Consider the following 16,471-nt stretch of genomic DNA (forward strand, 5'->3'; position numbering starts at 1 on the left):
TATCTGTGGAATCACTCTATTTGCTTCACCTTCCCCCTCTGCTGCGACACCGCGTTGTTGGGCGGAAGAATCAACCTGGTTTTAAGGAATACCTCTTCCCTGAGGTCAAACCTTGACGATATAGATACACATACCTAAGGAGGAAGAAACCATGTACAAAGTGTTAGTGTCGGACCCAATCAGTGATCTCGGTATCCAGCAACTGGTGGATGCAAATGATGTTGTTGTTGAGAAGAAAACCGGTCTTAGTGAAGATGAACTTGTTGCCATTATTGGTGATTATGATGCCCTCTTGGTTCGTAGCCAGACTCGTGTTACAGATCGTATTATGACGGCGGGTACCAACCTTAAAGTGATCGGACGTGCAGGTGTTGGTGTAGATAATATTGATCTAGAAGCTGCTACACAGCGTGGTATTATCGTTATTAACGCACCTGATGGCAATACCATCACAACCTGTGAGCACACGTTTGCCATGATGATGGCATTGGCACGACACATTCCTCAGGCATATGCCAAGACTATTCAGGGTACGTGGGATCGTAAAACCTTCCTGGGTGTGGAATTAAGAAATAAAACGCTGGGTGTGCTAGGAATGGGACGGATCGGTAGTGAAGTTGCCAAGCGCGCCAAAGCATTCGGAATGGACATTCTTGCTTACGACCCGTTCCTCACGGAGGAGCGTGCCGAGAAGCTGCAAGTGAAGCTCGCTAGTGTAGATGATATCATTCGCAATGCGGACTTCATGACCGTTCATACGCCATTAACACCAGAAACACGGCACATGATTTCACGTCCACAATTCGAAGTTATGAAAAAAGGCATGCGTATCATCAACTGTGCTCGTGGTGGTGTAGTTGACGAGATGGCACTTGTGGAAGCAATTGACGAAGGCATTGTTGCCGGAGCAGCATTTGATGTATTTGAAAGTGAACCCCCTGCTCAGGACCATCCATTCCTGAATCACCCTAGCATCATCGTCACACCTCACCTTGGTGCATCCACTGTTGAGGCACAAGAAAACGTAGCGATTGACGTATCCGAACAAGTTCTTCATATTTTGCGCAATGAACCATTCAAGAACGCAGTTAACATGCCAGCTGTTGCACCAACCGTAATGAACAAATTGCAGCCTTATTTCAAATTGGGTGAAACGTTGGGGAGTTTTGCAGCACAGATTACACAAAATGCAGTGCAGGAGATCCGAATCGACTATGCTGGCGAACTTTCTGAAGTAGATACTTCTCCTCTCACGCGTTACATTGTGAAGGGTATTCTCGCCAGACATTTGGGTGGGGAAGCCAACATCGTCAACTCGATGCATCTGGCCAAAATCCGTGATCTGAATGTGGTTGTAAGCCAAACCTCGGCAACCAAAGGATTCACTAACCTGATTACCGTAACTTTGGTTACAACTCAGGATGCTGAGGAACGCCGTGTAGCGGGTACATTGCTTGCTGGTTATGGAGAACGTATCGTTCGTCTGGACAAATTCCCGGTAGATATCGCTCCGGAAAGTCATCAAATCTTGATCTCACATAACGATAAACCCGGTATTATCGGTCGTGTAGGTACACTGCTTGGACAAAACGATGTCAACATCGCATCCATGCAGGTTGGACGTAAAATTATTGGTGGTGCAGCGATCATGATTCTGACCGTAGATAAAGCTGTTCCAAAAGATGTGCTTGTGCAGCTTGCTGCGCTGCCTGAGATTAATACTGCTGTTGAAATCGTACTGGAATAATCATACGTATTGTAAATGTATAAGAAAAGACGGGACCCTCGTGGTTTCGTCTTTTTTTGTCGCGAAGTAAATTACGTATTCATTTCAATTTTAAAGTAATTCTAATGATGGTGAGTGATACTTCTGGCCGCGCGGAACTTACTCTTTCGGTCGCCCCAAGCACCTAATATTTGATTGACCCACTATCTGGAAAGAAAGAGAAACCCAAGATCTAAAAATGATCTGGGTTTCTCGACAATCTGATGCACTAATCCCATAAGAGTTCCATTTCATTTGCCCATTAGGGAAATAGTCTTAATACGTTATCGAACTATTAACTTAACTGAATAATGTTTAGTGTAGATCCCGGAGGAGAAAGAATAGCTGTGCCAACAAGCCCGAATAATTGTAACTGTATTGTTGAACCAGCGGTAACGGTAACCATAAAGTCAGACTGCAGCTGACTGAGAGAAAGTACTGGAGATACTACACTCGCTGGAATAGCTGTACCGTTAAGTAAAACCCGAGATTGGATAGCAAGTGCAGCTGTCAGATTTATTCTGTATGAGATATAGTAACGACCTGCATTGGCAAGCGTGAAGGTGTCATTTGTCCCATTGACGGTTATACCTGTGCCAATATTTTGGTTATTCGGTAATGGAACGAGTGTACCACCCAATATTACAACAATCGTACCATTAGTGTTCTCAGCAAAAGCCGAGTTAGATGTTACAGATGTTCCCGTTGCTCCTGTAACTCCAGTTGTCCCTGTTGCCCCCGTACTTCCCGTTACGCCAACTCCTGTGGCTCCGGTTATACCTGTTGCTCCTGTTTCACCAGTGGCACCAGTTGCTCCGGTACTTCCTGTTACGCCGACTCCCGTGGCTCCGGTTATACCTGTCGCTCCTGTTCCCCCAGTCACACCCGTTGACCCGGTACTTCCCGTTACGCCGACTCCCGTGGCTCCGGTTATACCTGTCGCTCCTGTTCCCCCAGTCACACCCGTTGACCCGGTACTTCCCGTTACGCCGACCCCCGTGGTCCCGGTTATGCCTGTCGCTCCTGTTTCACCAGTCGCACCAGTTGCCCCGGTACTTCCCGTTATGCCGACTCCTGTGGCCCCGGTTATACCTGTAGCTCCTGTTTCACCAGTGACACCCGTTGACCCGGTACTTCCCGTTATGCCGACTCCCGTGGCTCCGGTTATGCCTGTCTCTCCTGTTTCACCAGTGGCACCAGTGAATCCGGTACTTCCCGTTACGCCGACTCCCGTGGTCCCGGTTATGCCTGTCGCTCCTGTTTCTCCAGTCGCACCAGTTGCCCCAGTACTTCCCGTTATGCCGACTCCTGTGGCCCCGGTTATACCTGTAGCTCCTGTTTCACCAGTCACACCAGTAACTCCGGTACTTCCCGTTATGCCGACTCCCGTGGCCCCAGTTATGCCTGTAGCTCCTGTTCCCCCAGTCACACCAGTTGCCCCGGTACTTCCTGTTACGCCGACTCCTGTGGCTCCGGTTATACCTGTCGCTCCTGTTTCACCAGTGACACCCGTTGACCCGGTACTTCCCGTTATGCCGACTCCTGTTGCTCCGGTTAACCCTGCCGCACCCATCGCTCCCGTTTCACCTGTCAATCCCGTACTTCCGGTCACGCCGACTCCGGTTGCTCCTGTAACCCCAGTCGCTCCGGTCAACCCTGCAAGACCCGTCGCTCCCGTTTCACCCGTTGCACCTGTTAATCCGGTACTGCCGGTTACGCCAACTCCAGTTGCTCCTGTAACTCCCGTTGCTCCTGCGCCCGCAAGCAATGTGTAATCTGGTGAAGTCCCCGGCGTTCCCGTTGGCGAGGCGACATTTGCAATATACGTGCTGCCGTTGAACGTTACAACTTGACCCGCTGGGTAGGTTGGAGCTACAGCTGGATCAAATGGTACGATTCCACTCAAACCTGCACCTGTCGCTCCTGTTACACCGGATGCCCCTGTGACTCCGGTACTTCCTGTCACTCCAACGCCAGTTGCTCCCGTCACACCCGTCGCTCCTGCGCCCGCAAGCAATGTGTAATCTAGTGAAGTCCCCGGCGTTCCCGTTGGTGAGGCCACATTTGCAATATACGTGCTGCCGTTGAACGTTACAACTTGGCCGGCTGGATACGTTGGGGCTACGGCTGGATCAAATGGCACGAGGCCACTTAAACCTGCACCTGTCGCTCCTGTTACACCGGAGATTCCTGTAGCTCCTGTCACTCCAACGCCAGTTGCTCCTGTAACTCCCGTTGCTCCTGCGCCCGCAAGCAATGTGTAATCTGGTGAAGTCCCCGGCGTTCCCGTTGGCGAGGCGACATTTGCAATATACGTGCTGCCGTTAAACGTTACAACTTGACCCGCTGGATACGTTGGGGCTACAGCTGGATCAAATGGCACGAGGCCACTCAAACCTGCACCTGTCGCTCCCGTTACACCGGGTGCCCCTGTGACTCCGGTACTTCCCGTTACTCCGACTCCCGTTGCCCCCGTCACACCCGTGGCTCCTGCGCCCGCAAGCAACGTATAATCTGGGGATGTGCCCGGCGTTCCACTTGGTGAGGCGACATTTGCAATATACGTGCTGCCGTTGAACGTTACAACTTGACCCGCTGGATACGTTGGGGCTACAGCTGGATCAAATGGCACGAGGCCACTTAAACCTGCCCCGGTTACTCCCGTTACACCAGTTGAACCCGTGGCTCCTGTAGGCCCTGCACCTGCGAGCAATGTATAATCCGGCGAAGCACCTGGAGTACCTGTAGGAGAAGCCACATTCGCTATATAGGTACTGCCGTTAAACGTTACAACTTGACCCGCTGGATATGTCGGAGCTACTGCTGGGTCAAACGGAACTGCACCATTGAGGCCGATGCCTGTAGCACCAGTCGAACCTGTAACTCCTGATCCTGCTAGCTGTGTATAGTCTGGGGAACTTCCGGGTGTACCTGTTGGTGATGCTACATTCGTAATGTAGGTACTTCCTCCAAAGGTGACGATCTGTCCAGCGGGATATGTTGGTGCTAATGCCGGATCGAATGGCACGATACCACTTAAACCTACGCCTGTTGCCCCGGTTGCCCCTGTCGTTCCTGCACCTGTGGCTCCCGCAGCCGCAAGCAGCGTGTAATCCGATGAACTTCCTGGCACTCCTCCTGGACTTGCAACATTCGTAATATAAGTACTCCCGTTATAAGTAACGATCTGACCTGCTGAATATGTCGGGGACTGCGCTGGATCAAAAGGAGTTATTCCAGTTAGGCCTACACCAGTTGCACCTGTAGCCCCCGCAGCAGCAATTAATGTGTAATCCGATGAAGATCCCGGTGTTCCTAAAGGACTAGCTACACTTGTAATGTAAGTACTCCCGTTATACGTAATTATCTGACCTGCAGGATAACCTGGGGCAAGCGCTGGATCAAATGCCAATGCACCCGTTAAACCAGCTCCGGTTGCTCCTGTAGCTCCGGTCGTTCCTCCCGCCAACAAAAGTGTGTAATCTGGGGAACTCCCGGGTGTACCCACGGGCCCGTTTACATTGGCAACATAAAGACTCCCCTCATAACTAACGACTTGGCCTTGAGCATATGTCGGTCCAAGTGCTGGATCATATCCGGTAATATTGTTTAAACCTACACCAGGTGCCCCTGCCGGACCTTGTGCTCCCTGTGGCCCAACTGGGCCTACTGGGCCTTCTGGACCTACTGGGCCTACTGGTCCAACTCCTCCTGCCGGTCCAGTAGCACCTTTCACCCCAGGAACTCCTGGAACACCAGGTACGCCTGGAACTCCTGGAACTCCCTGTGGGCCAGCCGGTCCGGTAACCCCTCCTGTTCCGAAAGTCGTCGTCGCCCGACTTAGGGATAACGATATCGAACGGATTAACCCCACAAGTTTATCTTTTTCTGCAGGTGGCACTTCGAGAAGTAACGTCACACTCAACAAATCATCTAGTAAATTTTGCAAGTTACCTGCGAGATTAATTAGAGGAACAGGAACAATCTCTGAGCCTGCAATCGTTAATTCCAGTACTGCTTGTAATTCTGCTTTTACCCCGGCACGAAACTCTGATTGATTCACAAATGTAAGTAACTGTCGTAATCCATTCTGTAATGCCAGTATATTGGCTGAAGTTGGCTGACTGATTGCAGCTGGAATAGTCACAGCGAGAGAACGCAGTATGGATTCAAACTGCTCCAGTTCTTTTGTGCTTATGGGAATAAACGGAGAGCCCGCCCTAAAAGATCTGCCTTCCAGAAAAGCTTTAATATTGACCCTTTTTCGATCATCGGACATGCTTAGCTCAATCCTCCTCTATCCTGCTTGTTTTTCAAGCTTATGTAACATAAGAAGGAAAATTATCTTGGACACTCTTATTAGTCAAAATAAAAAAAGAATTTATGTTCCACGTTGAACAAGATTAAACGGTACTCTTCAACAAAAAAACACCCTCCATCAGAGGGTGTTTCCGCACTTTTTGTATGAAATCAGGCTATTTCGATGAATCCAAGGGAAATTGCAAAATAAACTCTGTTCCTTCGCCAAGCACACTATTGACGGTAATCATGCCTTGATGCGCATCAACAATATTTTTCACAATCGCTAAACCAAGCCCTGTACCTACACTTTCACCCCGAACACGAGCCTTGTCTGCTTTGTAGAATCGTTCGAAAATAAATGGCAAGTCGGATGAAGGGATACCTACACCCTGATCCTTCACAGAAACTCTGACAAATGGAGCACGAAGATAAGTGACCCGCTCGGCTAAGATCATTACATTTTTGCCAGTAGGTGTATGCCTGAATGCATTATCCAGCAAATTCGTAAAGACTTGCTCAAGTCGATCCTCATCTGCCTGTTGAAGTTCAATGGTTGGCTGTTCGCACTCGAAGTGCAGTTGAATTCCCTGTTCTTTCGAACGCACCGAGAACTTCCGATATACACGTTCAAGTAGTTCTCCGAGGTCAACTTCCTTCATCACCATGTCCGTGTGTCCAGCTTCCATCCGGGCAAGATCAAGCAAGTCTTTGACCAGTCTTCCCATCCGCAGGGACTCATCATGAATGACCTGGATAAGTTCTTCGCTCTCTTCCGGTGAGGTTGCCATACCGTCCAGAAGGGCTTCACTGTAACCTTGCATCATGGATAGCGGAGTTCGTATCTCATGAGATACGTTAGCCACGAAATCACGCCGCATCTTCTCCAGACGCACTTCTTCTGTTACATCTCTCAAGACAGCCACTGCCCCTCTGACAACACTGTCAGCATACAACGGTGCCATCTGGACAGACCAGACACCTTGCTGTACATGAACATTGGAATTCTGGTCCCTACCTTGCTCCATCACCATTCTGAACAAGGGGAGGAGGGGCTCAGGTACATCACGTGAAGACTTGTCAGACTGTTCAGAATCTTTTCCTTCGTCCATTTTTGCCCAATCCAGATCATACCAAGTCTGCATGATCTTCTCTCCTGGCGGATTCGTGAGAATAACTTTGCCTTCACCATCAAATGTAACCACCGCATCGGTCATGCTTCGGAGCACACTCGCCAAATGTTCCTTCTCATGGTTAAGGTTTCGAATATTATCTTCCAGTTGGGCAGCCATATGATTAAATGTGTTAGCCAGTTCACCAATCTCGTCACTCGTTACCAGGGAGAGACGTGTACCGTAATTCCCTTTGCGAATCGCATTGGCTGCCTGAATTAATTGCTGCATGGGCTGCGTTATTTTGGTGAATAGGAACAATGCAAAAAACGTGGTTAGACTGAATCCGATAATACAGATATAGGTGAACAACCGCTTAATATCTCTGGATTCGGATTCTGCAAAATTCGTATCAATGTAAGGCAGCAAAAAAAGACCCAGCGCTATAAGTACACAACCCACAAGGCAGATAATAGTGATCCATAACTTCCCGACCAGCGATCTCCAGAAATTAAAACTACTTCGGTACTTCCAGTTTATAACCGACACCCCACACCGTCGTAATCATGGCCGCCGATTCTGGCGATACCTTGTTAAGTTTCTCGCGAAGACGCTTCACGTGCGTATCCACGGTACGAAGATCGCCAAAGAATTCGTAATTCCATACATCTTTGAGCAATTCTTCTCTGGAGAAAACTTTGTCGGGAGATGTTGCCAGGTAGTGCAGCAATTCATATTCTTTTGGTGTAAGGCTTATCTCTTCACCGCCAGCGGTTACCCGGTGGGCATCATGCTCAATAACCAAATGCGGAAATACGATGTTGTTACTCGAATTGCTCTCCTTCGAGAGATATGCTGTCGCTGAAGATCGACGCAAAATCGCTTTGACACGATAAATCACTTCACGTGGGCTGAATGGTTTTACTACATAGTCATCAGCGCCAACTTCGAAGCCTTGAACCCGGTTAATCTCTTCACCTTTTGCAGTAAGCATCAAAACCGGCGTTGATTTCACCTGACGAAGACGGGTACACACTTCAACTCCATCCATACCTGGTAACATCACATCAAGCAAAATCAGTCCGTAGTCCCCTGCTGTTGCTTTACGCAGAGCAGTTTCCCCATCTTCGGCTTCATCGATTTCATAACCTTCTTTTTCAAGATACATTTTTAAAAGCCTGCGGATTCTCTCTTCGTCATCCACGACCAGTATTCGATTCTCATGTTCAGCCATGCCTCTCCAGCCCCTTTGCAATAACTCCTCATCACTTCTATTATGTTCGATCTGGCGAACAATATTTGAATACCCTTCAAAAAAAAGGTACGTTTGTGTTTCCCGCTTCTAAACCCAACCTTTGCAAGACGAGTCTGTCCTAGTCCGCTCCAGCGTATGAATGTAATCCGGCAATAATCAGATTCACCCCAACCAGCGTAAACATGACAACCAGGAAACCAAGAACTGCAAGCCATGCAGACTTTTGACCTTGCCAACCTCTGGATAAACGCAAATGTAGATACACACTATAATACAGCCATGTAATTAACGCCCACACCTCTTTGGGGTCCCAACCCCAAAAACGACTCCAGGCAATCTGAGCCCAGATCATGGCAAAGATTAATGCTCCCAGCGTAAATATCGGAAAACCGATGGCAATCGCCCGATAACTTATCTCATCCAGATCATCGGCATCAATTCCATCCATCATTGGCTGTAACGCTTGTCCAAGTGGTCTGCGTACAAGAAGTCGTACAATTCCATACAGGATCAGACCTACAATAAGTGACCAAACCACCGTGTTCAGCTTACGCCCGGCATTTACGCCGTTCATCCAGGAAGGCGTCTCAAGTAAAGGTTTTTTCATGCCAAGAAACGGTGTCATGCTCTCCACTTCACTATTATATGGAGCAAAAATCGGAGGCATGCGATAATTCACTTTCTCTATTGTACTATTTTCCTGTACCTCCGTGTCAATGCTGACCGTTTTCTGCACAAAAACTGCCTCATAACCAGCTGCACGAAAGGCAAATACCGTCCCGATAAATCCGATAACGACGACGATCGTAACTAGGGTGAATTCAACCCATCCTCGTTGCCGTCTTGAAGACTTGTCTTTACCACTGAAATCAACGGTACGGAGCAGATACATGAACCCTGCGGCAAACCCTACGGCGAAGAATGCTTCGCCAAGAGCGGCCAACGTCACGTGAATTTTCAGCCAGATGGACTGAAGTGCCGGAATTAACGGCTGTACCTCCTGAGGAAATACAGCAGCGTAAGCCATTATAATGATGGTAAGTGGTAAGGCAAACAAACCCAGTAGCGACTTCCGATATATGGCGTATACAACGATAAATGCAACCATGATCATCATGGACAGAAAAGACATGAACTCGTACATGTTACTAACCGGGATATGCCCAGCCCCAGCCCATCGGGTTGCAAAGAATACAAGATGTGCTGCCAAAGCGACAGTCGAGGCAATGAAAGCTCGTTTACCCCAGCGATTCATATGGTCCAGAGGATCACGATTGCTCCATTTTTTGCCCATTACCGCAACACCATATAAAAAGAATGCGGCACAATAGAGAAAGAATGCTACGATAAATGCGTCGCTGCTGAAATCCAATAAATTCATGCTTGGTTCCCCCCGTTATCCAACGACTTCTCTTCCACTTCCAAATTCATTTGTTTCAAAACAGCCGCCACTTCACGCCTGAAGCCAAACCAGTTTTTGTTGGTATGTCCACCCAAGGTAAGTTGTTGATCATCAAAACGAATCCAGATACGGCGATGATGCCAATAAAAACCCATGACCAGACCCAACATAACAATGCCGGCTCCTACCCACACAAAAGGCATTGCTTTATCCACGCGTATATTGAGATAACTTACGGATTGAATAATATCAACCTTGTCCATGCTGTCTACTTCCAACTGTAAAGGAATCTCTGTTCCAATTAGCTGTTGGTTAATTGCATCCTGCTGAAACCGTTGTTTATCAATCTGCTTCGCAAAATAAAGATATTGTATCCCCTCTTCCGGCAGATTCGGTCCCTTAATGAGAAAGAGAAAAGCAGGTGCATTAGGTGAAGGCGATTTTGATTTGGGCTGTCCATTCTCATCCAATCCAAAGTCCATGAACTTTTCCTTTACGGTCAGTTCATAAGGACCCGCTTCAAATGTTTTTTGGGTATCGACCATATCAATCTTAATCGCCCCATATACTTCACCAGTCTTTGTATTGACCAGATCCGGCGTTACGGACCGAATGGTGGGTGTTAGATCATAATCAAACTGATATGCTTTCAGACCGTTATAATTTAATGGATGATTCACACGAACATCATGTCTGGCCACCTCAGCTAATTGAGGTTTTTTCGAAAGATCCGAACAATCTGCTGTACATTCATATAAAACAACTTTTGTTTCGAACAGTTTTGGAACGGTCTTATTCAGGTTACGGAATTGCTCAGGTACTTCTTCCTCACTGTAAAATTCAACATTAAACTGTTCATTTTTCAGATACATCGACGTATTCGGGATCTTTTTGATCTCACCTTCCGGAAAAGCAACATGCTCATCCAGATTCAGGCCAGGTAGCCCTCGTGCGAGCACCGCCAGCAGAAATATAATGAGTCCAATATGGATGACATATGGGCCCCATCGACTGAATCGCTGTTTCTCGGCGAGCAAAGCATCACCCTGGGTGTGCACCCGGTAGCCTCTCTTTTTAAGTGGCGTAACCGCTTTCTTAATCCAGTCTTCTGGTGCCTCTTCGATAGATCCTTGGTACACCAGACGCTGCCTCGTCAGAAATTGCGTATGTTTACGTATTTTCTGTTTATTCAGTGCTTTGTAGAGCGGTAGGACGCGATCCAGACTGCATATCACCAGTGATGCACCAATCAGCACCAACAGCAAGATAAACCACCAGGATTCGTATGTATGGGATAAACCCAACAGATAATAGATATGACCCAACTGACCGTATGTTTCTTTGTAATACACGGAAGGATCAATATTTAAAAATGTACTTTCTTGCGGATAGACCGTACCAAGCATAGAGCCTACAAGCGTGAAAACAATCATATAGACGGCAATTTTGACGGATGAAAAAAAGTTCCATATGCGGTCAATGATGTTGGGATTACTGCGCTGTGAACGGCGCGCCATGCCATCATAACGCATTTCCAGCACTTCATTCGATTTAGCTTCAGACTCTAGTATCGGTTTCCCACATGCTTCACATAGTACAGTGCCAACCGGATTCTGGTGTCCGCACTCACATTTGGTATTTTGGAACACGAATAGACCTCCTGTCAGGGCTGCTTCGCCAGTTGCGAAATTTGAGCGTCAAGTGTGTCCAAATCAAGTTGCCCGATATGAATGGTAGAGATTTTGCCCGTGTCGGATACAAAGAATGTTGTTGGCATCGGAGAGATCCCGAAATCACGAACCGAGTTTTTCTCACGGTCTAACATGATTGGAAATGTAACCCCAACCTGCCGAACAAAATTATCCACGGTCATCTGGTCTTCTCCAACATTAATTCCGACAAACTGTACTCCTTGGTCCTTCCATTTGTCCGCTTGCGCCTGAAGTGCAGGCATCTCTTTAACACAAGGTTCACACCAGGTGCCCCAAAAATTGATCACCATTGCTTTTCCTTTGTACTCATCAGACGTATGAACTTGACCATCCAGGCCCAGCAGTTCAAAAGAAGGAGACTTGTCCCCTTCCTTTGGCTTGCCATTCGAGCCGGATACCGATGTGGTAATCGCATATCCGCCCAACACCAGGATCAATAACAAAATGACGATTTGCACCGTTCTTCTTGATTTCCCCATGTGCTGCTCCCCTTTTTAGTGACTCTAACACTCGCATATCATTGAACTAAGGACAACTGTGAACATCCTATGAACAATTATAGCGAATTTCGTCACAAAACTGCGGCGGTTTTATGAAAATTATGTGTCCTCACATTACCTTTTTTTCATTTTTCTGGCTGGTTCTGATTGTGCGAGGGTAATCAGGTTGTTAACTTCTTCTTTGGTCAGATTACGCGTCAAACCACGTTTCAGGTTTTGTAGCAAAATCCCACCAAATGAAATCCGTTTCAACCGGGTTACCGGATGGTTGATCGCCTCGAACATACGTCTAACCTGACGGTTACGCCCTTCATAGATCGTAATGGAGATCACCGACTCATTGGCCGCTGTATCCACATCTTTGTACTCCACCTCTGCAGGAGCCGTCATGCCGTCATCCAGCATAATGCCTGTCTTCAACTTCTCCAGAGCTGTACCATGCGGCACACCTTTAACCGTTGCGTGATACGTTTTGGGTACGTGATGCTTCGGATGCGTCAACAAATGTGCAAACTCACCATCATTGGTCAGAATCAATAAGCCCTCTGTGTCATAGTCCAGACGACCCACAGGGTATACACGTTCCTTAACACCTTTCAGGTAGTCGGATACAATTTTCCGACCTTCCGGGTCAGATGCACTTGTGATTACACCTTTTGGCTTGTTCAACATCAAGTACACTTTTTTCTCACTGCGGATCGGTTTTCCATTAACCGTAATCATATCCTCTTCGGGGTTCGCTTTCGTACCCAGTTCGGTTACGACCTCCCCGTTAACTTCTACTTTGCCGGACAGGATTAGTTCCTCGCTCTTGCGGCGGGATGCAATGCCTGCCTGTGCGATAATTTTTTGTAATCTTTCCATGTTTGTCATGTCACCTCACACTAATGATACCCATCACGCAAGGAAATCACAAGGATAATCCAAGGATTTTGTAAACTGACGACACGAATCTCCATTTTAGGCTGCCTTCCCCTTGGAGACTGACGCAAAAAAAGCCTACCTTTACACGACCTGTTCAACACAGATGGCGTAAAGATAAGCCTTTACCTCAAACCATTTAATTGGAAACTTTGCCGGCAACTGCAACCTGTTTTTTGGCAGGCGTACCGCTCTCTTTAATGAAAGACTGCAATGTTTTGGAAGTAATATAATAGGTACGTCCACCGTACACAAATGTCATCATACCAATGACCCGGTTGTTCTGATCCAGAACAGGGCCACCTGAATTACCTTGTGCCATGGATTTCACAATACTGCCGATTCCCTTTTTACCCGGAACATCCGAGGCTTGGGAACTGAACACTCTGCTTTTGGCTATCGTATTGTAGGTTGAAGGAAAATCTTCATCCAGGATGACCAGATCACCAGCAGGATTTTTGGGGAATCCAATCGTATAGACAACCTGGTTATCCCTCGCGTTTGCAAATGTGACCGGTTGGGCGTCTATTTCCTTGTCCAGCTTCAACAGCGCCATGTCTGTCACCGGATCTGTCTTAATAATCTTTGCCTTTACAGGCTTACCTAAGGAACCTGGACTCGCAACAGTCAGTGTGCCTTCATCACCATCAGACAGTTCAGCAAAACTCTGAACCACATGGTAATTCGTGAGCACTTCATCCTTCGAGATCAGTATCGAGGTACCAACATCATAATATACCATATCGGGTTCATCCTGCTTGATCAAACGTACATTCACGACTGGAAAAGAATCCGCTGTGACTGCCATTTGTGCACGCAGCTGTTTGTCGAAGTAACCTGTAAAATGTATCGTCTGAACGGCTTGAGCCGCCGCCAGCCCCGTTGACCCTGCGAGCATTGCAATGGCAAGCACGCCTGACATTCCGACACGGAGCATTCGTCTCCAACTCTTCTGCATGTCTCACTCTCCTCCGCTATTATTCTAGCATATCTAATATATCGGAAGGAAAGGAGATATCTTTTAACCAAAAACGAGCAAACAAATGGCGAGGGCAGCAATAAAACCAACGACATCGGAAAACAACCCTACTTTGAGTGCGTACCGACCATTCCTTATGCCTACAGCCCCAAAATAGACAGTTAGCACATATAACGTGGTATCTGTACTTCCCTGAATTGTAGATGCCATGCGTCCAATCATGGAGTCAGGGCCATGGGTTTTGATCAGATCGGTTGTAAACGCCAGGGAGCCTGTCCCAGTCAAAGGACGCAGTATTCCGAGTGGCAATACTTCGCCTGGAACACCCATCCAGGATACCAACGGAGCTAATAAGCTTATCACAAAATCCAGTGCACCCGAGGCACGAAATACGCTGATTGCGACCATCATGCCCACGAGATGCGGAATAATACTGATTGCAGTAGAGAATCCATCCTTGGCCCCATCAACAAAGGATTCGTAAACCGGGACCTTTTTGGTAAACGCATATAATGGAACAAACGCGATAATAACCGGGATGGCCCAGACGGAGATCCAGTTGATGAAGGTTAACAAGGGTGCTCATCCTTTCATGCCGGGATTGCCACTTTTCTGTATACGCGGCGGTTTATGTAAAGCCCTATTCCGATACCAGCGATCGGCGATTATAGCAGCAAGTGTAGCGATAATGGTAGCCATCAATGTTGTTCCCACGATCTCTGTAGCATTGGCGGAATGATAGTTTAAGCGGATGGCAATCAGCGTTGTCGGAATAATGGTAATGCTGGCCGTATTCAGAGCCAGTAAGGTGCACATGGCTGGAGAAGCTGTCTGTTTATCCGGATTAAGCTCCTGCAGCTGTTGCATGGCTTTGATTCCCATCGGTGTAGCCGCATTTCCTAGCCCCAGCAGATTGGCACTCATATTGGAGAGAATATAACCCATCGCCGGATGATTTTTGGGCACATCGGGGAACAGGAAGCCCACAATCGGACCGAGCAGCTTAGCAATCCGAGCTAGAAGACCGGCATCCTCAGCCATTTTCATCATGCCCATCCAGAACACAAGCACACTGATCAGTCCAAAACAGACCGTGACTCCCGTTGCCGCGCCATCAAAAGCGGCTTGCGTGACCACTTCAATATTGCCGTTGATGGCTGCAAAAGCAAATCCGATTAAGATCATAAGCAGCCAAATTAAATTGATCAATGGTTATACCCTCCCTTCAACGATGGTTCAACTAAGGAGACAACAGGTGACTTAATACGGCACGCCACGCAGCTGCCCAGGAAGAGACTTCTCCGATGCCACCCAGCGTTGACTCGGCTGTCTTCGGTTCCGGAGGAATAAAACTACCTTTGCGATACACCGGAATCGAGCCAACAAGTTTACCATCAAGTTGCATATCGATGCGTCCTGCCAATCCAAACGTAGGGTCTGTCGATTGTTTATTCCCTTCCGTTTCCGATTGGGCGCGATTTTCGTGCAGAATCAACTTTTTGGTCAATGAACTTTTCTCACTCTCAGCAAGTGGATACCAAAATCCCCGACCTGTAACGACATCTGTATTTTGCACAGGCTGCTCTTGCTTGGCAATCTCTACCAATGGGAAATATTCAAACCCAAAATCAAGCATTCGAGCATGATCGTTCCAATCATTTCCATCATTCAGCGTTACCGCGGCGAGCTGTTGTCCATTGCGTGTAGCCGAGCTGACCAAACATCTGAAAGCTTTCTTTGTATAGCCGGTTTTGACACCATCTGCACCTTCATACATCCGCAGCATTTTATTTTTGTTGTGCCAGGAGTATTCCCAGCTTTCATTGGGGTTCGGTGCGGATTTATCCTCCGTGGCTACGATGCGTTTGAACACCGGATTGTGCAACGCATATGCCGTTAATCTGGCCAAGTCATTGGCTGTTGAATAATGACCTTCTGCATCAAGTCCATGAGGGTTCATAAAGTGGGAATGTGTCAGACCAATTTGCTCTGCCTTTTTGTTCATTAATAGTACAAATCCTTCTTCCGAACCCCCCACATGCTCCGCGATCGCAGAAGCCGCGTCATTGCCTGAACGGAGCATTAGCCCGTACAACATGTTCTCGAGTGTCATCTCTTCACCTAACTTCAGATAGAGAGACGATCCTTCTTTGGCAAAAGCCGTGGGAGACACTTTCACTTTCTCATCCAGCTTGCTGTGTTCGATCGCTACGATCGCCGTCATGATTTTGGTCAAGCTGGCAATTCGCAGTTCCTTATCCCCATCCTTGCTGTATAAGATCCGGCCTGATGTAACATCAATGAGTGCAGCGCTTTGCGCATGTGTAGACGGACCTTGAATTGTTGCCTGGGCTTGAGTAACCCCTAAGGAAGACAGCAAGAAGACAGGGATAAGCATACATGCAAGGACTTTCGTTATTTTTCGCATCAATTCATTCCTCCGGGTCACTTGGAATCTTGTACTATCTTATGTTCGGACAACTTGGAGTATGTCCCATAGGGCAAAAACAACAAAAATCCCTCACG

Annotated in this window: 12 protein-coding genes; 1 reads left to right on the forward strand and 11 read right to left on the reverse strand. The window is 47.6% G+C overall.

Translation table 11 applies throughout. From position 1 onward, the window contains the following. Positions 1–151: 151 nt before the first annotated feature. Positions 152–1,747: a phosphoglycerate dehydrogenase gene (serA, locus tag AB4111_RS14320; protein WP_253438670.1), complete on the forward strand. Its 1,596-nt coding sequence runs from the start codon at positions 152–154 to the stop codon at positions 1,745–1,747. A 313-nt stretch (positions 1,748–2,060) separates the two neighbouring features. Here serA and AB4111_RS14325 read toward each other — a convergent pair whose 3' ends face one another. The 11 genes from AB4111_RS14325 to AB4111_RS14375 form a co-directional block, all read right to left on the reverse strand. Next, positions 2,061–6,044: a BclA C-terminal domain-containing protein gene (locus tag AB4111_RS14325; protein WP_442032121.1), complete on the reverse strand. Its 3,984-nt coding sequence runs from the start codon at positions 6,042–6,044 to the stop codon at positions 2,061–2,063. 196 nt (positions 6,045–6,240) lie between these two features. Next, complete coding sequence (locus AB4111_RS14330; protein WP_442032122.1) at positions 6,241–7,725, reverse strand: ATP-binding protein; 1,485 nt, start codon at positions 7,723–7,725, stop codon at positions 6,241–6,243. Then, positions 7,694–8,410 carry a response regulator transcription factor gene (locus AB4111_RS14335; RefSeq protein ID WP_017687664.1) on the reverse strand — a complete coding sequence of 239 codons (717 nt, stop codon included), beginning with the start codon at positions 8,408–8,410 and terminating at the stop codon, positions 7,694–7,696. Before AB4111_RS14335 ends, AB4111_RS14330 begins: the two co-directional genes overlap by 32 nt. Before the next feature lie 139 nt (positions 8,411–8,549). Next, positions 8,550–9,812 (reverse strand): cytochrome c biogenesis protein CcsA, encoded by a 1,263-nt coding sequence (gene ccsA / locus AB4111_RS14340; protein ID WP_091018068.1) that lies wholly within the window; start codon positions 9,810–9,812, stop codon positions 8,550–8,552. Then, the gene (resB, locus tag AB4111_RS14345; RefSeq protein WP_442032123.1) at positions 9,809–11,482 is read right to left on the reverse strand and encodes a cytochrome c biogenesis protein ResB; all 1,674 of its coding nucleotides are present in this window, start codon (positions 11,480–11,482) and stop codon (positions 9,809–9,811) included. The genes ccsA and resB overlap by 4 nt, the downstream gene beginning before the upstream one ends. Positions 11,483–11,496: 14 nt before the next feature. After that, a complete protein-coding gene (locus AB4111_RS14350) occupies positions 11,497–12,024 on the reverse strand; it encodes a redoxin family protein (protein ID WP_017687661.1) in 528 nt (175 codons plus the stop codon). A 135-nt stretch (positions 12,025–12,159) separates the two neighbouring features. Next, positions 12,160–12,909: a pseudouridine synthase gene (locus tag AB4111_RS14355; RefSeq protein WP_253438676.1), complete on the reverse strand. Its 750-nt coding sequence runs from the start codon at positions 12,907–12,909 to the stop codon at positions 12,160–12,162. A 196-nt stretch (positions 12,910–13,105) separates the two neighbouring features. Continuing rightward, on the reverse strand, positions 13,106–13,924 hold the full coding sequence (locus AB4111_RS14360; RefSeq protein WP_442032124.1) for a S1 family peptidase: 819 nt from the start codon (positions 13,922–13,924) through the stop codon (positions 13,106–13,108). 63 nt (positions 13,925–13,987) lie between these two features. Beyond that, positions 13,988–14,521, reverse strand: a complete 534-nt coding sequence (locus AB4111_RS14365) for a spore maturation protein (RefSeq protein ID WP_062835224.1) — start codon at positions 14,519–14,521, stop codon at positions 13,988–13,990. A 6-nt stretch (positions 14,522–14,527) separates the two neighbouring features. Beyond that, positions 14,528–15,154: a nucleoside recognition domain-containing protein gene (locus AB4111_RS14370; protein WP_253438682.1), complete on the reverse strand. Its 627-nt coding sequence runs from the start codon at positions 15,152–15,154 to the stop codon at positions 14,528–14,530. Positions 15,155–15,185: 31 nt separating this feature from the next. After that, a complete protein-coding gene (locus AB4111_RS14375) occupies positions 15,186–16,373 on the reverse strand; it encodes a D-alanyl-D-alanine carboxypeptidase family protein (protein ID WP_253438685.1) in 1,188 nt (395 codons plus the stop codon). Positions 16,374–16,471 lie beyond the last annotated feature (98 nt).

This window comes from Paenibacillus sp. 2KB_22 (assembly GCF_052115745.1).
GTDB lineage: Bacteria > Bacillota > Bacilli > Paenibacillales > Paenibacillaceae > Paenibacillus.

Excerpts from the sequence above, each read along its gene's own strand:
- AB4111_RS14360 (WP_442032124.1), bottom strand. The coding sequence starts at position 13,924 with ATGCAGAAGAGTTGGAGACGAATGCTCCGTGTCGGAATGTCAGGCGTG.
- AB4111_RS14335 (WP_017687664.1), bottom strand. The coding sequence starts at position 8,410 with ATGGCTGAACATGAGAATCGAATACTGGTCGTGGATGACGAAGAGAGA.
- AB4111_RS14375 (WP_253438685.1), bottom strand. The coding sequence starts at position 16,373 with ATGCGAAAAATAACGAAAGTCCTTGCATGTATGCTTATCCCTGTCTTC.
- AB4111_RS14350 (WP_017687661.1), bottom strand. The coding sequence starts at position 12,024 with ATGGGGAAATCAAGAAGAACGGTGCAAATCGTCATTTTGTTATTGATC.
- AB4111_RS14325 (WP_442032121.1), bottom strand. The coding sequence starts at position 6,044 with ATGTCCGATGATCGAAAAAGGGTCAATATTAAAGCTTTTCTGGAAGGC.
- AB4111_RS14355 (WP_253438676.1), bottom strand. The coding sequence starts at position 12,909 with ATGGAAAGATTACAAAAAATTATCGCACAGGCAGGCATTGCATCCCGC.
- ccsA (WP_091018068.1), bottom strand. The coding sequence starts at position 9,812 with ATGAATTTATTGGATTTCAGCAGCGACGCATTTATCGTAGCATTCTTT.
- serA (WP_253438670.1), top strand. The coding sequence starts at position 152 with ATGTACAAAGTGTTAGTGTCGGACCCAATCAGTGATCTCGGTATCCAG.